21 protein-coding genes are annotated in these 20659 nt (G+C 71.0%); 11 read left to right on the plus strand and 10 right to left on the minus strand.

Translation table 11 applies throughout. The features are described from left to right. The first annotated feature begins 3 nt into the window (after positions 1 to 3). Positions 4 to 795, plus strand: a complete 792-nt coding sequence (locus tag ACGGCP_RS19730; RefSeq protein WP_392968118.1) for a polyprenol monophosphomannose synthase — start codon at positions 4 to 6, stop codon at positions 793 to 795. Next, on the plus strand, positions 792 to 1307 hold the full coding sequence (locus tag ACGGCP_RS19735) for an FxsA family protein (protein WP_392968120.1): 516 nt from the start codon (positions 792 to 794) through the stop codon (positions 1305 to 1307). The genes ACGGCP_RS19730 and ACGGCP_RS19735 overlap by 4 nt, the downstream gene beginning before the upstream one ends. A gap of 14 nt (positions 1308 to 1321) precedes the next feature. Here ACGGCP_RS19735 and ACGGCP_RS19740 read toward each other — a convergent pair whose 3' ends face one another. Continuing rightward, on the minus strand, positions 1322 to 1663 hold the full coding sequence (locus ACGGCP_RS19740; RefSeq protein WP_205327476.1) for an RNA polymerase-binding protein RbpA: 342 nt from the start codon (positions 1661 to 1663) through the stop codon (positions 1322 to 1324). 490 nt (positions 1664 to 2153) lie between these two features. Between ACGGCP_RS19740 and ACGGCP_RS19745 the strand changes: the two genes are divergently transcribed. Then, positions 2154 to 3512 carry an Hsp70 family protein gene (locus ACGGCP_RS19745; RefSeq protein WP_392968122.1) on the plus strand — a complete coding sequence of 453 codons (1359 nt, stop codon included), beginning with the start codon at positions 2154 to 2156 and terminating at the stop codon, positions 3510 to 3512. Here the strand turns inward: ACGGCP_RS19745 and ACGGCP_RS19750 are convergent, their stop codons facing one another. The 4 genes from ACGGCP_RS19750 to ACGGCP_RS19765 all read right to left on the minus strand — a co-directional run bounded on the left by ACGGCP_RS19750 (position 3513) and on the right by ACGGCP_RS19765 (position 7253). Beyond that, positions 3513 to 4076 (minus strand): PadR family transcriptional regulator, encoded by a 564-nt coding sequence (locus tag ACGGCP_RS19750; RefSeq protein WP_392968124.1) that lies wholly within the window; start codon positions 4074 to 4076, stop codon positions 3513 to 3515. 192 nt (positions 4077 to 4268) lie between these two features. Further along, positions 4269 to 4832: a hypothetical protein gene (locus ACGGCP_RS19755; protein WP_392968126.1), complete on the minus strand. Its 564-nt coding sequence runs from the start codon at positions 4830 to 4832 to the stop codon at positions 4269 to 4271. 45 nt (positions 4833 to 4877) lie between these two features. Further along, on the minus strand, positions 4878 to 6221 hold the full coding sequence (locus ACGGCP_RS19760) for a UDP-N-acetylglucosamine 1-carboxyvinyltransferase (protein WP_392968128.1): 1344 nt from the start codon (positions 6219 to 6221) through the stop codon (positions 4878 to 4880). A 93-nt stretch (positions 6222 to 6314) separates the two neighbouring features. Next, entirely contained in the window at positions 6315 to 7253 is a 939-nt protein-coding gene (locus ACGGCP_RS19765) for a LysR family transcriptional regulator (RefSeq protein ID WP_392968130.1), read from the minus strand. A gap of 241 nt (positions 7254 to 7494) precedes the next feature. Between ACGGCP_RS19765 and ACGGCP_RS19770 the strand changes: the two genes are divergently transcribed. The 5 genes from ACGGCP_RS19770 (at position 7495) to ACGGCP_RS19790 (ending at position 10375) form a co-directional block, all read left to right on the plus strand. Beyond that, positions 7495 to 7647 carry a hypothetical protein gene (locus tag ACGGCP_RS19770; protein WP_392968131.1) on the plus strand — a complete coding sequence of 51 codons (153 nt, stop codon included), beginning with the start codon at positions 7495 to 7497 and terminating at the stop codon, positions 7645 to 7647. A 98-nt stretch (positions 7648 to 7745) separates the two neighbouring features. Next, a complete protein-coding gene (locus ACGGCP_RS19775; protein WP_392968133.1) occupies positions 7746 to 8120 on the plus strand; it encodes a hypothetical protein in 375 nt (124 codons plus the stop codon). Between the two features lie 26 nt (positions 8121 to 8146). Continuing rightward, positions 8147 to 8794, plus strand: coding sequence for a response regulator (locus tag ACGGCP_RS19780; RefSeq protein WP_392968135.1), 648 nt, complete (start codon positions 8147 to 8149; stop codon positions 8792 to 8794). Then, positions 8794 to 9405, plus strand: a complete 612-nt coding sequence (locus tag ACGGCP_RS19785) for an IMPACT family protein (protein WP_392968137.1) — start codon at positions 8794 to 8796, stop codon at positions 9403 to 9405. The genes ACGGCP_RS19780 and ACGGCP_RS19785 overlap by 1 nt, the downstream gene beginning before the upstream one ends. Before the next feature lie 10 nt (positions 9406 to 9415). Next, positions 9416 to 10375: a family 43 glycosylhydrolase gene (locus ACGGCP_RS19790; RefSeq protein ID WP_392968139.1), complete on the plus strand. Its 960-nt coding sequence runs from the start codon at positions 9416 to 9418 to the stop codon at positions 10373 to 10375. Here ACGGCP_RS19790 and arfB read toward each other — a convergent pair. The 5 genes from arfB to ACGGCP_RS19815 all read right to left on the minus strand — a co-directional run bounded on the left by arfB (position 10372) and on the right by ACGGCP_RS19815 (position 16403). Next, on the minus strand, positions 10372 to 10791 hold the full coding sequence (gene arfB / locus ACGGCP_RS19795; RefSeq protein WP_392968141.1) for an alternative ribosome rescue aminoacyl-tRNA hydrolase ArfB: 420 nt from the start codon (positions 10789 to 10791) through the stop codon (positions 10372 to 10374). The two genes, ACGGCP_RS19790 and arfB, sit on opposite strands and share 4 nt — an antisense overlap. A 9-nt stretch (positions 10792 to 10800) precedes the next feature. After that, on the minus strand, positions 10801 to 11844 hold the full coding sequence (locus ACGGCP_RS19800; RefSeq protein ID WP_392968143.1) for an aminoglycoside phosphotransferase: 1044 nt from the start codon (positions 11842 to 11844) through the stop codon (positions 10801 to 10803). A gap of 40 nt (positions 11845 to 11884) precedes the next feature. Further along, positions 11885 to 13012: a hypothetical protein gene (locus ACGGCP_RS19805; RefSeq protein WP_392968145.1), complete on the minus strand. Its 1128-nt coding sequence runs from the start codon at positions 13010 to 13012 to the stop codon at positions 11885 to 11887. 9 nt (positions 13013 to 13021) lie between these two features. Further along, positions 13022 to 15538, minus strand: coding sequence for a DEAD/DEAH box helicase (locus ACGGCP_RS19810; protein ID WP_392968147.1), 2517 nt, complete (start codon positions 15536 to 15538; stop codon positions 13022 to 13024). 67 nt (positions 15539 to 15605) lie between these two features. Continuing rightward, positions 15606 to 16403, minus strand: coding sequence for an exodeoxyribonuclease III (locus tag ACGGCP_RS19815; RefSeq protein ID WP_392968149.1), 798 nt, complete (start codon positions 16401 to 16403; stop codon positions 15606 to 15608). A gap of 114 nt (positions 16404 to 16517) precedes the next feature. Here ACGGCP_RS19815 and ACGGCP_RS19820 point away from each other — a divergent pair, with 114 nt between their 5' ends. From ACGGCP_RS19820 to ACGGCP_RS19830, 3 genes are read left to right on the plus strand one after another with little or no spacing between them, the layout of a single operon-like run. Then, positions 16518 to 18788 (plus strand): hypothetical protein, encoded by a 2271-nt coding sequence (locus ACGGCP_RS19820; protein ID WP_392968150.1) that lies wholly within the window; start codon positions 16518 to 16520, stop codon positions 18786 to 18788. A gap of 55 nt (positions 18789 to 18843) precedes the next feature. After that, positions 18844 to 19623, plus strand: coding sequence for an exodeoxyribonuclease III (locus tag ACGGCP_RS19825; RefSeq protein ID WP_392968152.1), 780 nt, complete (start codon positions 18844 to 18846; stop codon positions 19621 to 19623). A 58-nt stretch (positions 19624 to 19681) separates the two neighbouring features. After that, complete coding sequence (locus ACGGCP_RS19830; RefSeq protein WP_392968154.1) at positions 19682 to 20647, plus strand: hypothetical protein; 966 nt, start codon at positions 19682 to 19684, stop codon at positions 20645 to 20647. Positions 20648 to 20659: the final 12 nt, after the last annotated feature.

Here is a 20659-nt window from a genome sequence, read left to right on the forward strand (position 1 = left end):
CGCATGAGCCAGACACCGGACCGGCGCCCCACCGGCAACGACACCAGTCCGGCCATTGTGGCCATTCCGACCTACAACGAGCGCGACAACATCGAGACCACCGTCGCCGCCGCACTCACCGGGTGCGACCGCATCGACGTCCTCATCGTCGACGACTCCTCGCCCGACGGCACCGGCGACATCGCCGACGCCCTCGCCGCCGCGGAGACCCGCGTCCACGTCCTCCACCGCGCCGAGAAGCAAGGCCTCGGCGCCGCCTACCTCGCCGCCTTCGACTGGGCCACCCAGCACGGCTACCGCACCGTCGTCGAGATGGACGCCGACGGCTCCCACGACCCCGCCGACCTGCCCCGCCTCCTCGAAGCCCTCGACGACGGCGCCGACGTCGCCATCGGCTCCCGCTACATCCCCGGCGGCGCCGTCCGCAACTGGGCACTCCACCGCCTCGCCCTCTCGCGCGGCGCCGGCGTCTTCACCCGCGCCATGCTCGGCCTCAAGGTCAAGGACGTCACCGCCGGATACCGCGCCTACCGCCTCGACGGCCTCCACAAGCTCCAGCTCGACACCGTCAACTCCGTCGGCTACTGCTTCCAGATCGACCTCACCTGGCGCGCCGTCAAAGCCGGGTTCGACATCCGCGAAGTCCCCATCGTCTTCACCGAGCGCCGCGCCGGAGCCTCCAAGATGAGCGGCGCCATCACCGTTGAGGCCCTTTGGAACGTGAGCCGCTGGGGCCTGGCCCACCGCACACGCCAGCTCAAAGACGCCCTCCGGCGTGGCAGAATCGAAGGGTGACGTACCAGCAGCCGCCCGCGGCGCCCAAACGCGCACCGTTCGCCTTCCGGCTCGCGCTGGCCCTATGGGTCATCGCCGAGGCCGCCGCGTTCATCGGCCTGGTGTACCTGATCGGCCTGTTCTTCACGATCCTGATCGCCGTCGGCACCACCGTCCTCGGCGTGGCCCTGGTGACCAACGCGGGCAAGAAGTCCTTCGCGTCCGCCCGCGACTACCTCAACTCCGGCGGCGACCCCACCAGGGAACTCCCCAACGGCTACGCGCTGGCCGGGGCCGTGTGCCTGATCATCCCCGGGTTCGTCACCGACCTCGTCGGCCTGCTGCTGCTCTTCCCGCCCACCCGGCTGCTCTTCCGCGGCGTGGGCCGCTGGCTCGCCAGGAGCGCCCCCGTCATGAACTTCGGCGGCGCCGACGTCATCGACGGCGAAGTGATCGACGAGCGGGACGCGGACGAGCCGGTCAAGTACGGGGACACGAAGAACGGGCCCAGGTCGATCGACCCGGGCCCGTGAGGCTCGCTTAGTCCCTAGCGCTCGCCGCGGCGGGCGCGCATCTCCTGCAGGCGCTCGTCGAGGATCTCCTCGAGCTCCTCCATCGAGCGGCGCTCCAGCAGCATGTCCCAGTGGGTGCGCGGCGGCTTGACCTTCTTGGTCTCCGGCTCCTCGCCGTCGACCAGCTTGGCCGTCGAACCGTCGAGACGGCACTCCCACGTCAGCGGGATCTCCGCCTCCACCGCGAACGGCACCTCGAAGCGGTGCCCCTGCGGGCAGACGTAGTCGCGGGTCTGGCGCGGGGCCAGCTCCGTGTTGCGGTCCGATTCGTAGCTGACGGCGCCGAGACGGGAGCCCCTCAGCATTCTGTCGCCCATGTTCCCCTGCACTTCCTCTGGAGCATTCGCTTTGCCACACGCAGCCGACCCGGTCAGCCCTGGGCCGGCGCACTCAATCCCCAGCCGATCACGCCGATTCCTGGGGTTTTCGCTTCGTACAACGCCGGGACGCGGCCGGATCCTTCCCGGCACCGCCGTTCCCAGGCGCCGCGTTCGCGATGCGGACCCCCAAGTGTGGCCCGGCGCTCCTGCGGCCGCCCACGGACGTCCCCTTGAAGTGTGACACAACACCGGCCGGTATCCGCGCGGCCGAGCACGTGAGATGCCGCTCGTCCCGTTCGGCGCCGGACATCACCGGAGGCAAACGCCGTCCAGCACCTTCCGGCCAGCCCGGGGCGAACCGGGCGCGGGCGGCCGGTGAACGCCGATCGGGTCGCATCAGGTGTGGACGCGCCCAGTAAGGTGTCGTTCAGGCAAGACGCGTCTACGGCTCGCAAGCAGACTTGGCGCGCCGAGAGGGAGTATTCACATGCACGTGCTAGGCATCGACTTCGGAACCTCGAACACCGTCGCGGTGCTGCGTTCTGCCGACGGACGCGTACGCCCGCTGCTGTTCGACGGCGCCCCGATCCTGCCTTCGGCGGTGTACTACAACTCCGACGGCCGCATGCTCGTCGGCCGCGACGCCGAGCGCAACGCCCGCATGGACCCCGCGCGCTTCGAGCCGAACCCCAAGCGCCGCATCGACGACGGCTCGCTGTTCCTGGGCACCTCCGAGATCCCGGTGCCGCAGGTCTTCGCGTACGTGCTGCAGCAGGTGGCCCTGGAGGCCCAGCGCCAGGCCGGACAGATGCCCGGCCAGGTGCGCCTGACCCACCCCGCGCGCTGGGGCGAGCGCCGCCGCGCGATCCTCGTCGACGCCGCCCGCCTCGCCGGGCTCCCGACCCCGCAGCTCATCCCCGAGCCGGTGGCCGCGGCCTCCTACTTCACGTCCGTGCTCGGCACGGCCGTCCCGCCCGGGCGCTCGCTCGCGATCTACGACCTCGGCGGCGGCACGTTCGACGCCACCGTGGTGCGCCGCACCCAGACCGGGTTCGAGGTCCTCGCCGAGGAGGGCGTCGGCGACATCGGCGGCCTCGACTTCGACCACGGGATCGTCGAGCACCTGGGCAAGACCTACGGCAAGTCCCACCCCGCCGAGTGGCAGCGGCTGCTGACCCCCTCCGACGACCGGGACCGCCGCTACCGCCGCATGCTCTACGAGGACGTGCGCGGCGCGAAGGAGACGCTCTCGCGCACCGCGAGCGCCGACATCCACCTGCCCGCCCTCGAAGTCGACGCGCACCTGACGCGCGCCGAGTTCGAGGAGATCGCCCGCCCGCCGCTGGAGCGCACCGTCGACTGCCTGCAGCGGGCCATCCAGTCCGCGCGGATGAACCCGGCCGACCTGGTGGGGATCTTCCTCGTCGGCGGCTCCTCGCGCATCCCGGCGATCTCGCAGCTCATCCACTCCAAGCTGGGCGTGCCGCCGCAGACGTTCGAGCAGCCCGAGACGGTCGTGGTCGAGGGCGCGGTGCGCGCCGCGTCCGGCCCGGCCCCGTCCGAGCAGCCGATGACGCGCCCCACCTCGGGCGGCCCGGTCTCGCCCGGGCACATGTCCGCGCCGCGCCCGCCGGTCCAGGCGCCCGCCCAGGCCCCGCAGATGCTGCCGCCCCAGACGAGCTACCCCCAGCCGGTCCCGGCCCCGCAGCAGGCGTACCAGCAGCCGCAGCAGCACCCCGCGAAGCGCCCGCTGACGCAGGAGCCCGCGGTCTTGGTGACCGGCGCGGCCGTGATCATCCTGATCGTCGTCTTCTTCGTGCTGCTCTCGACGATCCTCAGCGGCTGATCAGGCGCCGCCGCGCTGCTGGACGGCGAACCCGGCGCGGCGGTTGAGGTCGGTGATCTGGCGGTCGAGCCAGTCGATCTCGGTGAGGTTCGTCGACCGGTGGATCTGCATGAGGCCCTTGCGGAACGGCGACTCGAGCCGCTCGGGCGGGATCGGCGCGCCCTGCTCGTCGAAGAACAGCTGCGCGGGCTGGTCGAGGAACTCGCGCCGCCGCGCGAGCACGAGCGCCTGCTCTCGCGGGTTCTCCAGGTGGTGGAGGAACGCGAGCAGCACGTACCACTTGTTGTCGTCGGTGATGAACCCCGGCTCGGGGTCGCGCAGCCACCGCCGCAGCTGGTCGGTGCCGGTCTGGGTGATCTCCAGCATGTGGCGGGGCGCCGCGACCGAGCCCGGCGCGGTGCGCCGCGTCAGGCACTGCGCGTCCTCCAGCTTCTTGATCGTCGGGTAGAGCGTCCCGTCCGCGACGGGCCGGACGTGCCCGGCGAGGCTCGCGACGCGGTTCTTGAGGTCGTAGCCGTGGAGCGGGAAGTCCCGCAGGAATCCGAGAATGGCCATCTTCAGCATGCGTCCATTATGGCAGTTCTCACAAGATATATCGACTCCGAGGTAGAAAACCTCGTTGTCAGTCAACGGAATCGGCCGTCTGAAGCACGCGCACGGGCTTCGCCCGCGCACTCGCCAAAAAAGACAGAGCCTCCCGTTTCCGCTGTTCAGCAAGCGGATCGGGAGGCTCGTGGCGGTGCCAGTCGAGGGGCGTCAGAGGAGGTCGAAGAACCAGACGAGGAGATAGCCTGCGGCGGCGATGAAGGCGATGACCGCGAGGAGGACGAGCCATCCGGCGGCGGCCTCCATGATGCCGGGCCGGCCGTCGTCGCCGGTCGCTGCGGCGACGGGCTCCCAGACGGCGTCGTCGATGATCCGCATGGGAGCCAGGGATTTCGCGGGCGGGTACCAGGCGCGGGACTGCGACTTCAGGGCCGTGCGGTTGGCGGGCTGGAGGCGGCCGCGCCGGTTGTAGGCGAACAGGGCCACTTCGGACTCGTCGGCGAGGGCGGCGATCTCGGGGCTGACGGGCATCGTCGCGTACAGGCGCCGCTTGCGGTCGGGGGAGCCGGTGCCGACGATCATCGGGACGTCCTCGGCGGTGATCGCGAGCCCGGGGGACTTGGCGGCGACCACGGCCTTCGTCGACTCGACGGTGGCCTCCCACTGCGGGCTGCCGATGACCTGGCCTTCGACCTTGTCGAGGTGCTTGAGGTGGGCCTGGACGAGGCTCAGGAGCGCGAAGGTCTGGGGCGGCACGTCGGGCGGCATGTTCATGGTCTGAAGTCTCACATACGGTCGCGGACCGCTCGCGGCCGTGGCTCAGAACGCCTCGATCTCGGCCCCGAGCAGTTGGAGCCGTTCGGCGAGCTGCTCGTAGCCGCGGTGGATGACGTCGACGTGCCGCAGCTCGGAGGTGCCCTGCGCGCGGAGCATCGCGAGCAGCAGGACGACGGCCGGGCGCAGCGCGGGCGGGCACACCACTTCGGCGCCGCTCCACTGCACCGGGCCCTCGACCTGGAGCCGGTGCGGGTCGAGCAGCTTGACGCGGGCGCCGAGCCGGTTGAGCTCGGTCAGGTAGATCGCGCGGTTCTCGTAGACCCAGTCGTGGATCATCGTCCCGCCCTCGGCGCAGGAGGCGAGGAGCGCGAAGAACGGCAGGTTGTCGATGTTGAGCCCGGGGAAGGGCATCGGGTGGATCTTGTCGGGCGCGGCGCGCAGCGGCGAGGGGTGGACGGTGAGGTCGGCCAGGCGCGTGCGGCCGTTGGCGGCCAGGTACTCCGGGCTCCTCGAATAGGCCAGGCCCATCTCCTCGGCGAGGGCCAGTTCGATCTCGACGAACTCGATCGGGGTGCGGCGCACGGTGATCTCGGATTCGGTGACGATGGCGGCGGCGACGAGGCTCCAGGCCTCGATGGGGTCCTCGGCGGGCGCGTAGTCGACGGCCTCGTCGATGTGCTCGCGGCCGTACACGGTGAGCGTGGTGGTGCCGACGCCGTCGATGCGCACGCCGAGCTTCTCGAGGTACCAGCACAGGTCCTGCACCTGGTAGTTGCAGGAGGCGTTGCGGATGACGGTGACGTCCGGGAAGCGGGCGGCGGCCATGATCGCGTTGGCGGTCACGGTGTCGCCGCGTTCGGTCAGGACGATCGAGCGCGGCGGCTCGACGTGCTCCTTGACCGTGGCGCGGTAGCAGCCGTGCGAGCGTTCGACGGCGAGGCCGAAGCGGCGCAGGGCGGTCAGGTGCGGTTCGACGGTGCGGTCGCCGAGCTCGCAGCCGCCCGCGAACGGCAGCTCGAACTCGGGGTAGTCGTGCAGGAGCGGCCCCAGAAACATGATGATCGAGCGGGTGCGGCGGGCGGCGTCGGCGTCGATGCGGGTCAGGTCGAGGCGTTCGGGCGGCTGGAGGCGCAGGTCGCCTTCGGGGCTGAGCCATTCGTGCTCGACACCCATCGAGTCCAGGACCCGCAGGATGCGGTTGACCTCCTCGATGCGGGCGACCCGGCGCAGGACGGTGGGGCCGCGGTTGAGCAGGCTCGCGCACAGCAGCGCCACCCCGGCGTTCTTGGAGGTCTTGACGTCGATCGACCCGGTCAGGGCGGTGCCGCCGCGCACGCGCAGGTGCCGGGGGCCGGTGGGCGCGGGCTCGCCGCCGTAGTCGAACATGCGGTCAGCGTAACGGAATCCAGTGTCCAGTAGGGTCAATCACGTTCACTGGTTCGCCCAGCTCAGCACTGGTGTATAGGGTTTCGCGGCGGGTCAGGACTGCGATTCGGGGAGCGGCCCGATGCCTTCTGCGGCGCGCACCTGCTCGTTCAGCAGTTCCATGACGGCCGCGACGGAGGGCCGCCGGGCGCCGCCGCGCAGCGTCACGGCCTGGAAGTGCCGGAACGGCGTGAACGGCCCCGAGACCGGTACGCGCACCAGGTCGAGGTGGTGGGGGAGGTCCACCAGGCGGGGGATGAGCGCGACGCCCATCTTGTGGGCGGTCATGACGGCGATGACGTTCCATTCGCGGGCCTCGCCGGTGACCGTGGGCCGGAACCCTGCGTTGGAGCAGGCGGTGAGGACGTGGCGGCGGTGCATCGACCCGGGCACGCCGATGATCCACGGCTCGCGCTCGAGCTCGCGCAGGTCGACCGCGTCCTGCTTCGCGCACCAGTGCCCGCCGGGTACGACCAGGTCGAACGGGTCGTTGAACACCGTCTGCGCGTCGAAACGGATGTCCTCGGGCGGCGGGTTGTCCGGCGTCGCCTCGACGAGCGCGAGGTCGGCCTCCCCGGCGAACAAGAGGTCGAAGCTCTCGGAGGCCTCGGCCTCGCGCAGCCGCACCTCCAGCGCCGGGTAGCGGGTGCGGGCGGTGTCGACCAAGGGCGCGAGCAGCGTCGCGATCGCCGTGGGGAACCCGCACAGGCGCAGCATCCCTGACGGTTCGCCCTCGGTGGCCTGCAGTTCGGCCTCGGCGAGGCGCCACATCGCCTCGATCGCGTCGATGTGCGCGATGAGGACCTGCGCCGCCGAGGAGAGCCTGACGCCGCGCCCGACCGGTTCGAGGAGCGGCACGCCGAGGTCCTTGGCGAGCAGCCGGATCTGCTGCGACGCCGCGGAGGTGGACATGTGCAGGGCCTTCGCGGCGCCGGAGACGGTGCCGTGGTGGGCGATCGCCCGCAGCACGTGCAGTCTCCTCAGGTCGATCACGGTTGTGGCCCCAATCGCTTAAGTAGTGGCTTCACGATGAGTTTCGCAAACTAGCGTCACCAAGGTGTTGTAGCCCGGACGATTGGGACCTTAACCTCGTATTGAGCGTGAGAACAGTGCGCGGACACCGCTGCGGGCGGTATCCGGCCTCCGCTCGTCCCAGATGTGAAACCCGAAGCCTTGTAAGGAGGACGCGGTGTTGCAGTGCTGCCCGTTTTGCGGTTGGCCCGACGATGATCCGGTGACGACCGTGTCCGAGCACCGGAACGCCTCCGGCGTGACGGTGTGGACCCGGTGCATCTGCGGTTCGCTGCAGACGCGGGTCCTGCGCGGGGCCGTCATGGAGGTCTGCGCGCGGAGCAGACCGGGCGGCCATCCGGCCGCGACCCTGTAACCCCTCGGTCTCCCTCTCCTCTTCCTCTTCCTCAGCACCGCGCCATCGCCGGCGCGGGGCGCCTTCCTGCCTGCTTCACGTTCTTACGAGGTCTTCCCATGCACGAGTTCGACATCCGCATCGCGTTCCAGATCATCGGCGCGCTCCTGTACATCACCAACTTCCTGCTCCTGCAGACCCACCGCATCCACGCGACCAAGCCCGCGTCGCTGCTGCTGGTCATCTCGGCCTGCTCGATCCTGCTCACCGCCGCGATCATCGGCCACGACTGGGGCCTCATCCTCCTCGAGGGCACCTGGCTGTTCCTGGTGACGACGACCTTCGCCATCCGGCAGCGGTCGGCGCGTCGCCAGGCCGTCCTGGAGCGCGAGGCCGCGGAGTCGGCCGTGGCGCCGATCCGCACCGCCCCGGTCGCCGAGCCGGTGCTGGCGCCTGTGGCGCGCGAGCGGGAACTGGCGGGCGCCGCTGCCTAGCGCTCGCGGCCGGTTAGGCTCGGGGCGTGGCAATCCGAGTGCTGATCGCAGATGACCAGGAGATGGTCCGGGCAGGGTTCCGGGCCATCATCGACGCCCAGCCCGACATGGAAGTGGTGGCCGACGCCCCCGACGGCGTCGTCGCGGTCGCCGAGGCGCGGCGGCACAAGCCGGACGTGTGCCTGTTCGACATCCGCATGCCGCGCCTGGACGGCCTCGAGGCCACCCGCACGCTCCTGGCCGGAGCGAACGGCACCGGCCCGCGCATCGTCGTCGTCACGACGTTCGACACCGACGAGTACGTGTACGGCGCGCTCCGCTCGGGCGCGACCGGGTTCCTGCTCAAGGACTCCGGGCCTACGCTCCTGGTCGAGGCGGTCCGCGCCGCCGCGAGCGGGGAGTCGCTCATCTCCCCGTCGGTCACCGTGCGGCTCCTGGAACGGCTCACCGAGCCCGTCCCCGAAGGCCCGAAGCCCTCCAACGTCCTGACCGAACGCGAACTCGACGTCGTCGAGCTGGTCGCGCGCGGCAAGACCAACGCCGAGATCGCCGAGACCCTGTTCGTCTCCGTCTCCACGGTGAAGACCCACCTGGAGGCCGTGCGCGCCAAGCTCGGGGTCCGCAACCGCGTGGGCATCGCGGCGTGGGCCTGGGAGCACGGCGTCGTCGGCTGATGCGCACCCTCCGCGTCCCCGAATCGACGACCGAGACTGTCGTGAACCGGTCCCGGTTCGTCTGCACGCTCTACCGTGTCGCCTCCGATGCCGAAGCGCGCCAGCACATCAGCGCGCACCGGAAGGCGAACTGGGACGCCACGCACAACTGCACCGCCTACGTCGTCGACGACGGCCAGTCGGCGCGCTCGAACGACGACGGCGAGCCGGCGGGGACCGCGGGGGTCCCGATGCTCGAGGTCCTGCGGGGCCGCGACCTGACCGACGTGCTCGCCGTCGTCACGCGCCACTTCGGCGGCGTGAAGCTCGGCGCGGGCGGCCTCGTGCGGGCTTACGGCGCGGCCGTCTCGTCCGCGCTCGACGAGGCGGGGACCGTGGAGCTGGCGCGCTGGCAGCGGCTCACGGTGCGCGTCGACTACGGCCTGGCCGGGAGTCTCGAGGGGCTGCTGCGGCTGCGCGAGGACGTGCGGCTCGTCGGCGTCGACTTCGGTGCCGAAGTGGCCTTCGACCTGGCCTGCTCCGACGTGGAACTGCTGGTGGACTGGCTCGCGTCCCAGTCTGCGGGCGCGGCGGAGGTGGAGCCTTCGGGGACGCTCCGGGTGGAGTTGTAGCATCACCGTTGTGACCGATAACAGTGTGCTCCCGAACCCCTTCATCCTCGAACGCGCCGACCCGCAGATCACCCGGCACACCGACGGCCGGTACTACTTCACCGCCACGGTGCCCGCCTACGACCGGATCGTGATCCGCGGCGCCGACACCCTCCTGGGCCTGCGCGACGCAGAAGAAACCACCATCTGGGTCCAGCACCCCGAGGGGCCCATGGGCTCCCACATCTGGGCGCCGGAACTGCACTGGATCGACGGCGCCTGGTACGTGTACTTCGCCGCGGGCGAGGCCGAATCGGCCACCGCCGACGTCTGGCGCATCCGCATGTACGTCCTGGAGAACCGCAACCCCGACCCCCTCACCGGCGAATGGACCGAGAAGGGCCAGATCGAGACCCCGGTCGACTCGTTCTCCCTCGACGCGACCACCTTCGCCCACAACGGGACCCGCTACCTGTGCTGGGCCCAGCACGACCCCGGCCTGGAAGGCTCCAACACGAGCCTGTACCTCGCCGAACTCGCGAACCCCTGGACCCTCAAGAGCGCGCCCGTGGAGCTCTCCCGCCCCGAACTGCCCTGGGAGACCATCCGCTTCGCCGTCAACGAGGGCCCTTACGCGATCGTGCGCAACGGCAAGGTCTTCATCACCTACTCCGCGTCCGGCACCGGCGCCGAGTACTGCATGGGCCTGCTCACCGCCGACGCCGACGCCGACCTCCTCGACCCCGCCTCATGGACCAAGCACCCCGAGCCGGTCTTCACCACCAACGCGGCCAACGGCATCTACGGCACCGGGCACAACGCGTTCACCGTCGACGAGGACGGGAACGACCTCCTGGTCTTCCACGCCCGCGCCTACGAGGAGATCGTGGGCGACCCGCTCGACAACCCCGACCGGCACTGCCGCGTCCAGCCCTTCGGCTGGAACGAGGACGGCACCCCCGACTTCGGGGAACCCCTGCCCGAGGACTAGTCGTCGGTGCTGCGCCGCAGCTTCTTGACGTCCGAACGGCGGCGCTTGTCCTCCAGGCGCCGCCGTTTCGCGCCCTTGGAGGGCTTCCTGGCGACGCGCGGCGGCGGCGGTGCCGCGATCGCGCGGCGCATGAGCTCGGCGAGCCGCTCCTGCGCCGCCTCGCGGTTGCGCAACTGCGAGCGGAACTCGGACGCGGCGATGACGACGGTCCCGTCCACGAGCCGGTCGCCCAGGCGCGCGAGCGCCCGCTCCAGGAGCAGCGGCGGTAGCGCCTTCGTCCCGGCCAGGTCGAAGACGAGTTCGACGCGGGAGTCGGTGGTGTTGACGCCCTGCCCGCCGGGACCGGAGGACCGCGAGAAACGCCACCGCAGTTCGCTGTCGGGGATGGCGATGGTCTCGGTGACGTGGACGGGCATGGCGGTCTCTCAGGTGTCGAGGGCGGTGCGGGCCCAGCGGACGAGCATGTCGAAGATCGGGCGGCGCCGTTCGAGGACGGCCGCGTCCTCGGCGGTGTCGTAGTCGGCGCTGGCGATCGGTTTGCCCGCGGCGAGGCGGGTGAGCATCGCGGGGGCCAGCCAACAGTACTTGGCGGCTCCGGTGGCGGCGATGGCTTTTCGGGTCGCGTCCGGCCGGGTGTGCCCGGTTGCGGCGAGTCCGGCGAGGTAGGCGTCGGTGACGAGGGTTTCGGTCTCGTCGAGGCGGTCGACGGGTTGGAGGCCGTCGAAGAAGGTGTCGGCGATGAGGTTGGCGACGTCTTCGCCGATGGCGCCGCGCCCGGTGAAGGACCAGTCGAGGAGGACCGGTTCGCCGTCGCGTTCGACGAGGTTCATCGGCCAGACGTCGAGGTGGCAGAGGGTCTGCGGGGACCGCTCGGCGATGCGGAAGAGGTCGGTGCGGCGTTCCCAGATGCGGCGCAGGCCTTCGCGGGTCTCGGCGGGCCAGTGCGCGGCCGCGGCCGGGTGGTCCCACGGAATGTCGGGGTAGTCGAGGCGGCCCGCGTACTGGCGCAGGAAGCGCCGCGAATGCCAGGCCTGCTCGGTGCTGTCCCGTTGCGCCGCTTGGACGACGCCGAGCCTGTGGGCGAAGTCGGCGAGCATCGGCGCGGTCCAGTCGCGGCCGTGGACGCCGTCGACGGGTTCGAGCCACAGTTCCAGGCTCCCGTCGGGCCGTTCACCGGAGGCGAGCAGGCGGGGCGCGCCGATCCCGGCCGCCGTTCCGTACGCGGCGGCGAAACCGCCGGTGTAGGCGAGGTATTCGCGCCGCCAGTAGTTCCAGTGCCGGGGGTCGTCGGAGGCCTTCCAGTGGTCGTGGCCGCTGCCGCCGGGCGTGAGGTGCTTGAGGATCGCGTCCCCGCCGGGCCCGGTGACGCGCCAGATGCCGCCGGTGGCCTGGTTGCCGGTGTTGTGCTGGAGCGTGGCGGCCGTGCGGACGGGCGTGCCGACGGGGGAGTGGAGCGGGTCGGTGAGCACCGGCCGATTCTGCCACTCGCGCAAGTGGGGCGCGAGGGCTTTAGCTGCCGGTGCGGAGCAGTTCGGTGAGCCACGCGTCGGCGGTGCCGTGGTTGGCCGAGTAGCCCGAATCGTCGGGGTCGGTGGGGTCACTGCTGCAGGTGCGCGGTTCGGTGTCGCAGGTGCGGACGTCGACGGCGACGGCGGTGCGCAGCGGTTGCGGTTCGGCGGTGGAGGCGTTGAACTCGGTCCAGGACGACAGCGGCGTGAGCGCGGGGTCGAGGTAGGGCTCGAGGACCGTCTTGCCGTCGAAGCTGCTGTCGACGAGTGTGCAGGCGGGTAGAACCAGCCGGTTCTCGACCGGGTAGGCGGGCGCGCCGAAGTGGGCGAGTTCGGTTCCGCGGGAGGCGGGGTCACCGTAGCGGTCGGTCAGGTGCAGGTCGTCGAGGCCGAGGTAGATGCCTGGCTCGGTGGCGCATTCGGGAGCGAGGTAGGACTGGGGGGACTGCCAGCCCGGCCAGAGTCCGCTGTCGTAGGGGTCGCCCGTCTCCGAGCCGAGCCCGAAGTAGTCGACGAGGGTCGAGGTGTGCGTGTCGTCGACGCCGGGGTCGGTGTGCGCGGCGGGGTCGAGGTTGGCGGTCTGGGTGATGAAGAGGTCGAGCGGGCGCCAGCGGCCGGCGGGTTCGCCGGGCGGCTCGTGGAGGTCCGCGCGGTTGCAGAACTGCAGCAGGGTGCCGTCTTCGGCGACGGTCGAGGCGGTCTGCAGCGAGGCGTTGAGGCACCCGATGCCGTCGCCGGTGGTGGAGTCCACGGCGATGGCGAGGCGGTGTCCGGTGCCGTAGGCGTCCTCGTAGGTTTCGACGCGGACGGCCGCGATCGTGAGCGTCGCGTCCCAGACGAGGTCGAGGAGGACGCCCTCGGCGCGCAGTTGCGCGTTCAGTGCCCCGGCCGGGTCGGCGATGCCCTCGTAGTCGCCGGGGAACGGCTCGGCTTCGAAAGCCGTGTCGAAGTCGGCGGCGGTCCACTCGACGCGTTCGGTCCGGTCCGGGACGAGACCGCGGGCGGTGTCCCAGAGGGCGGCCCAGTCGGTGCCGCATGCCGTGACGGCAAGGGCCCCGGCGAGGATCGCGGCCCAGCGGGCGCGCACCGGCGGGCCGTCGAGGGCGTCGGGCGGGAGGAGTCGGGGCATCAAGCGATGCTACCGACCCCTCGGACGCCTTGCGGTCCACCGTAAGTCGGTGAAGTCCTCGACGGTCATGACGACGGTGCCGGTCTCGTCGGAGGCGTCGAGGTCGACCTTGAAGTGCATCGCCCAGTCCTTGTCGCCCGCAGGGTCGTCGATGGTCTGGCGGACGGTCCAGGTGCGGCCGTCCTTGGCGATGTCCAGGTACTCGTTCCCGCGCGCGGCACCGGCGGTGCCGATGTCGTCGTGGGCCTGGAAGTACCGCTCCAGGGCCGCGTCCCATTTCGAGACGGGCCAGCCGGTCTCCAACGCCGCCAGGGCGTCGAGGCGGTCGGCCGCGGCGAGTTCGACGTGGCGGAACGCGGCGTTGCGCACGGCGATGGTGAAGGCCCGCTCGTTGTCGGTGAACGCCCGGGCGGGGCGGCCGGTGTCGATGTCCTCTTCTTCACCGGGGTTGGTGAGCTGCTCCCACTCGTTGATGAGGGACGAGTCGGTCTGGCGGATGGTCTCGCCGAGCCAGGCGGTGAGGTCGTCGAGTTCGGGGCCGCCGGTGTCCTCGGGGAGGGTCTGGACGAGGGCCTTGTACGCGCTGGAGAGGTAGCGCAGGAGCAGCCCTTCGGCGCGCGGCAGGCCGTAGAGGCCGATGTACTCGCCGAAGCTCATGCGGCCCTCCCAGATCTCGCGGAGGATCGACTTGGGTTCGAGCTGGTAGTCCGCGGCCCACGGGTGGCTGGTGCGGTAGGCACTGAACGCCTCGTCGAGCAGGTCGGCGAGCGGCTTCGGGTAGTCCACTTCGGTGTCTTCGAGCTGGTTCATGCGGTCGTAGTAGTCGAGGCCGTCGGCCTTCATCGCCTCGATCGCGGCGCCCTTGGCCTTGTTGCGCTGGGCGGCGAGGATCTGGCCGGGCCCTTCCAGAGTCGCCTCGACGATGGAGACGACGTCCATCGCGTACGTGTCGGACTCGGTGTCGAGCAGTTCCAAGGCCGCCAGTGCGAACGGCGCGAGCGGCTGGTTGAGCGCGAAGTGGTCGGGCATGTCCACGGTGAGGCGGACCTTGCCGTCCTCGATGACGATGATCCCGGCGTCGCGGAGGGTGCGGGCGATGGTGAGCGCGGTGCGGGCCATCTTCAGCTGGGTGGCGCGGTCGGCGTGGGAGTCCTCGATGAGGGTCCGGACGTGCCCGAACGTGTTGCCGGGCCTGGCGAGCAGGTTGATGAGCATCGCGTGGGTCATGCGCATGCGCGACTGGAGCGGTTCGGGCGGGGCCTCCGAGAGCGCGGCGAAGGTCTCGTCGGACCAGCCGACGAAGCCCTCGGGGGGCTTCTTCTTCGCCATCTTCTTGCGCTTCTTGGGGTCGAGGCCGAACTTCTGCATGGCCTTCTCGTTCTCGATGACGTGCTCGGGCGCTTCGCACACGACGAAGCCCTCGGTGTCGAACCCGGCGCGTCCGGCGCGGCCGGCGATCTGGTGGAACTCGCGGGCGCGCAGGCGGCGGGTGCGGCGGCCGTCGTACTTCGTGAGGCCGGTGAAGACGACGGTGCGGATGGGCACGTTGATGCCGACGCCGAGGGTGTCGGTGCCGCAGATGATCTTGAGCAGGCCCTGCTGGGCGAGGCGTTCGACCAGGCGCCGGTACTTGGGGAGCATCCCGGCATGGTGGACGCCGATGCCCGAGCGCACGAGCCGGGCGAGGGTCTGGCCGAACTTGGTGGTGAACCGGAACCCGCCGAGCGCGGCGCTGATGGCGGCCTTGGCGTCCTTGCCGACGAGGTTGAGGCTCGACAGCGACTGCGCCGTGTCAAGAGCGGCGGCCTGAGTGAAGTGCACGATGTACGCGGGCGCGCGGTTGTTGTCGACGAGGTTCTCGACGGTCTCGTGCAGCGGGGTCTTGCGGTACTCGTAGTGCAGCGGCACGGGCCTGGTGGCGGAGGCGATGAGCGCGGTCTCGCGGCCGGTGCGGCGGGTGAGGTCCTTCTGGAAGAACTCGGTGTCGCCCAGGGTCGCGGACATGAGCGTGAACTGGGCGCGGTGGAGCTCCAGGAGCGGGACCTGCCAGGCCCAGCCGCGGTCGGGTTCGGCGTAGAAGTGGAACTCGTCGGCGACGACGGAGTCGCAGTCGAGGTCGGCGCCTTCGCGCAGTGCGAGGTTGGCGAGGATCTCGGCGGTGCAGCAGATCAGCGGCGCGTCGGGGTTGACGGCGGCGTCGCCGGTGAGCATGCCGACGTTGTCGTGCCCGAACTGCTCGCACAGCTCGAAGAACTTCTCGGACACGAGCGCCTTGATCGGCGCGGTGTAGAACGAGGTGCGCTGGTTCGCGAGCGCGTTGAAGTGCGCGGCGGCGGCGATGAGGGACTTGCCGGACCCGGTGGGGGTGGCGATGATGGTGTTCTGGCCGGTGCAGATGGCCAGGAGGGCCTCTTCCTGGTGCTCGTACAGGACGATCCCGGAGTCTTCGGCCCATTGCGCGAAGGCCGTGTAGACGTCGTCGGGTTCGGGTGCGTTCGAGGACGGCAGGTAGTCGATGAGGCTCACGGGGTTCAATGGTGCCCGCTTGCCTTGCCGGTCGGCGAGCCGGGTCCAGGGGGTTCCCGCACACCCCCTAGTGGTCGTACGTCACCAGGACCGGGGCGTGGTCGGACCAGCGCTGGTCGTGGGCGGGGGCGCGGTCGACCCAGGCTTTGGCGGCTTTGGCGGCGAGGCCGGTGGTGGCGACGTGGAGGTCGATGCGCCATCCGGCGTCGTTGTCGAAGGCGCGGCCGCGGTAGGACCACCAGGAGTAGGGGCCTTCGACGTCGGGGTGGAGGGCGCGGACGACGTCGACGAAGGTGCCGGTGGCGTAGAGGTCGGTGAGCCAGGCGCGTTCGCCGGGCAGGAATCCGGCGGTCTTCTTGTTGGACTTCCAGTTCTTGAGGTCGGCTTCGGCGTGGGCGATGTTCCAGTCGCCGCAGACGAGGAGTTCGCGGCCGCCGGCTCGGGCTTTCTCGGCGGCTTCGGCGAGGTATTCGGCGAAGACGGTCATGAAGCGTTCCTTCTCGACCTGGCGGGGGGTGTCGGTCTCGCCGGAGGGGAGGTAGAGGCTGGCGACGGTGAGGCCGGGGAGGTCGACTTCGAGGTAGCGGCCGTGTTCGGCGAATTCGTCGCCGAAGCCGGTGCGGACGGCTTCGGGTTCGCCCTTGGTGAGGACGGCGACGCCGGCGCGTCCTTTGGCGACGATGGAGGGGGCGACGTTCCAGTGCCAGCCGCCGGCTTCGAGGGCTTCGGCGGGGATCTGGTCGTGGGCGGCGCGGACTTCTTGGAGGAGCACCACGTCGGCCTGGGTCTGTTCGAGCCAGGGGACGATGCCTTTCTTGGCGGCGGCCCGGATTCCGTTGACGTTGGCGGTGGCGATGGTGCGCATCGGCCCAGCCTAACGCGGGTGGGTGACATCGGGCCGGTGCGGCGCGGAGTGGTGTGGTGAAGGTCGGGGAGCCAGGAGGCCGGGGAGGGCGCGGGGACCCCATAGACTGCTGGCATGAGTTGGGTGGCGGGCGTGCGGGTGCGCGGTGCGTTGGTGCGGGGTTTCGCTGCCGTGCTGGCGGTGGTCTGCGGGGCGTTGGCGCTGCCTCCGGCGGCTGCGGCGGCTGAGGAGGACGAGGCCGCCGGTGTGATCGTGTTCGGTGTGCCGGGTCTGGCGTGGACGGATATCGACGAGTCGGTGACGCCGAACCTGTGGGCGATGGCCGGTTCGGGCGCGTCGGCGTCGATGAGCGTGCGCACGATCGGGTCGTGGACGTGCCCGGAGGCGGGCTGGTTGAGCCTGGGCGCGGGTGAGCGCGCTGGCGGTGCGGCGCCGCGGGACGCGCAGTGCGCGGCGCAGTCGCAGCTGCAGGCGCCTGTGGAGGGCGGCGACGGCTGGACGGTGGACGGCTGGGACGCCCTCGTCGAGGCGAACGAGTCGTTCAATTACGGTGCGCGGCTGGGTTCGCTCGCCGACGCGGTCGCGGAGATGGCCGTTGAGCAGAAGGCCGCCGCGGCTGAGGCTGAGGCGGCCGGTGAGCCGGTGGTGGAGCCGGACCCGGGTGCTTGCGTGGCGGCGATCGGCGACGGGGCCGCCTTGTCGGCTGCCGACACGGAGGGGCGGATCGCGTTCTGGGCGCCGGATATCGCTTCGCTGCCGGAGGCGATGGCCGCGTGCGACGTGGTGATCGTGGACCCGGGTGTGGTCGTGGGGGACACGGCCGACAATGCGCCGGACACGAGCACCGACTACGACCAGCTCGGTGAGGACGACATCGGGGTGGGCTCGGATGAGCCGACGGGTGCGGCGGACGCGGGGGAGATCGAGCCGGAGCCGGATTCGGTGCGTGCGCGGGCGGCGGCTGAGGCCGACGCGGCGGTGGGCGCGGTCGAGGCGGCGCTGCCGGAGGACTGGCGGCTGCTGGTCGCGGGTGTGGCCGATGCGTCGGCGCCGTCGGCGCTGCACCCGGTGCTGTATTCCGGTGCGGGTGTCGAGGCGGGCGATCTGACGTCGGCGACGACGGGCCGCGACGGGTACGTGCAGCTGGTGGACCTGACGGCGACGGCGCTGGCAGTCGTGGGCGCGGAGGTCCCGGCGACGGTGGCGGGCGCGCCGATCCAGGTCCTGCCCGATGCGGACCGCACGAGCGGTGAGGCGGTCGCGCAAGGCATCGACGAGACGGCGGCGTCGCAGTCGGTGATCTCGGTGAGTTTCGTGTTCTATTCGGTGCTGTCGGGTGTGGGCGTGATCGGTGTCGCGGCGGCGGTGTGGCTGCTGTGCGGCTCGGACCGGTTCCGGGGCCTGGCGCGGACGGTGTGCCTGGCGGTGGCGGCGATGCCGGTGGCCGGTGTCGCGGCGGGCATCCCGCACTGGTGGCGGGCCGAGAACCCGCAGTTGGCGTTCTGGCTGATCATCGCCGCCGGCATGGCCGTGCTCACGGTGGCCGCGTCGTTGCCGTGGACGCGGCACGGCGCGCGCCCGGTGTGGGTGATCGCCGGGACCGCGGCGCTGCTCATCGCGGTCGACCAGGTGTCGGGCGCGACCTGGCCCCTGCACACGCCCATGGGGTACACCGCGCAGGCGGGCGCCCGGTTCACGGGGCTGGGGAACTACGCGTTCAGCGTGTTCGCGGCCGCCGTGATCCTCCTGGTCGCGTTCCTGCCATGGAAGGGCCGCGCCCGCGTGTGGGGGCCGATCCTCATCGGGGTGTGCGCGGTCGTCATCGTCGGCGCCCCGAACCTCGGGCGCGACATGGGCGGGACGCTCACGCTCGTGGCCGCCGGGATCCTGTGCTGCCTGAAACTGTGGGGCCGCAGGCTCTCGTTCGGTGCGCTCGCGCTCGCCGGGGGGATCGCGTTCGCGGTGTTCGCGATCGGCGGGTTCCTGGACTACCTGCGCCCGCAGGAGGACCAGACGCACCTGGGCCGGTTCGTCGGATCCGTGCTCGACGGCACGGCCATGAACATCCTCATCCGCAAGGCCGACGCCGCGATCGGCACGATCGGTCGCCCGTTGACGTGGATCTCGGTCGCCGCGCTGGTCGGCGCGATCGTCATCTGGCGCAAGCGGGCGCCGATCCGCAGAGACGAGGTCGCGGCCGCCGCGATCGGCCTGGCGACGATCGCGGTCCTCGGCGCGGTCGTCAACGACTCGGGGATCGCCGTCACCGGGTTCACGACGGCGATCGGGTTCGGGCTCCTCGCCGTCGCCGTCGGACCCCGCACCGAACGTGCCGAACCGGCCACACCGGACCCTGTCGAGGCGGCCCCGACCAGCGGAAACTGACCCTCGCACCCCGGGTCCGGCCAACCCGGGGACGGCTGCGGGTAGGGTGAGGCCCATGCGCGTGGCCACGTGGAACATCAACTCGCTCAAAGCCCGCCTCGACCGGCTCACCGGCTGGCTCGAGACCGCCGAGCCGGACGTGGTCTGCCTCCAAGAGCTCAAATGCGCTGACGCGGACGTGCCCGTCGAGGCGATCAACGCGGCCGGGTACGAGGTCGCGTCGTGGGGCATGGGCCGCTGGAACGGCGTCGCGATCCTCTCCCGGGTCGGCATCGCGGACGTGCGCCGCGGCATCGCCGGGCAGCCCGAGTTCGGCGACGCCGCCGAGCCGCGGGCGATCACCGCCACGTGCGGTCCTGTGCGTGTCCAGTCCCTTTACATCCCCAACGGCCGCGACGTCGCCGACCCGCACTTCCCGTACAAGCTCGCGTTCCTCAAGGCCCTCGCCGCCGACGCGGCCGCGGACGCCGCCGGCGACGTCCCGTTCGCCGCCCTCGGCGACTACAACATCTGCCCCACCGACGACGACGTCTGGGACGTCGACGAATGGCCGGGCACGACCCACGTCACGCAGGACGAACGCGACGCCCTCGCCGCCGTGTTGGCCGCCGGGCTCGCCGAGGTCTACCCCCGCCCCCTCAAGTACGACGTGCCGTTCACGTTCTGGGACTACCGCAACCTGGACTTCCCCAAGAACCGCGGCCTGCGCATCGACCTCGTCCTGGCCAACCCCGCCTTCAAGGCGGCCGTCACCGACGCCTACGTCGACCGCAACGAACGCAAAGGCAAAGGCGCCTCCGACCACGCCCCCCTCGTGGTCGACCTCGATTTGTAAACCGGCCGCCGCCCGAGCCGGGGCGGCGACCCGACCCTCCGGAAGCAGACCACCACCCGTGCGCAGCAAGCAGATCCTCCCCGTAGTGCTCCTCGCCGCCCTCGTGGCGTTCTTCCCCGTCCCGGCCTCGGCAGAACCGGACGAGAAGACCCTCGAAGCCGACCTCGCCGAGGCCATCGACAAGGTCGCCGACGCCGAGGAGGCGGTCGACGCCGCCAACGCGCGCGCGGCCGAGCTGGAGACCGAGATCGCCGAGACGCAGGCGCTGTTCGACGAGCTCACCGCCGACCTCAACGAGTACGCGGTCTACCTCCACACCGAGGGCGAGCTCCAGACCACGAACGCGGTCCTGTCCTCCGAGGGCTCCCGCGACCTCGTCGACGCCATGACCTACACCGGGTTCCTCGGCGGCGAGCGGGCCGCGCTCATGAACGAGGCCGGGGCCCTCCTCGACGAGCTCGAAGCCGAGCAGGCCGCGCACGCCGACGAGATCAAAGCCGCCGAAGACGCCCTCAAGGACGCCGAGACCGCCGCCGCCGAACTCGAAGAGCAGCTCGAGGAGCTCCGCGCCGAAGAGGCCTCCGGGCCCGGCTCCGACGGCGGCGCGCCCGCCGCCGAAGGCTACGGCGGCGACGGCGGCGGCTGCACCGAGGACGACCCCACCACCGACGGCTGCCTCACCCCGCGCACCCTCCACATGTACAACGAGACCAAAGAGGCCGGGTTCGACCACTACGTGTCCTGCTACCGCTCCGGCGGCTCCGGCGAGCACCCGCTGGGACGCGCCTGCGACTGGGCCGCCGACGAGTCGGGCTTCCAGAACGAGGACGCCTCCGGCGACGACAAGACCTACGGCGACCAGCTCGCCTCCTGGTACGTCAACAACGCCGACTCGCTCGGCGTCGAGTACGTGATCTGGTACCGCGAGTTCTGGTCGCCGTCCTCGGGCTGGCGCTCCTATTCCGGCGCCGGCGGCGACCCCGCCTCCGACCACACCAACCACGTCCACGTCTCCATGCGCTAAGGAAGCGAACCG

Origin of the sequence: Glycomyces sp. NPDC048151 (assembly GCF_043202775.1) — a bacterium.
Lineage (GTDB): Bacteria > Actinomycetota > Actinomycetes > Mycobacteriales > Micromonosporaceae > Glycomyces.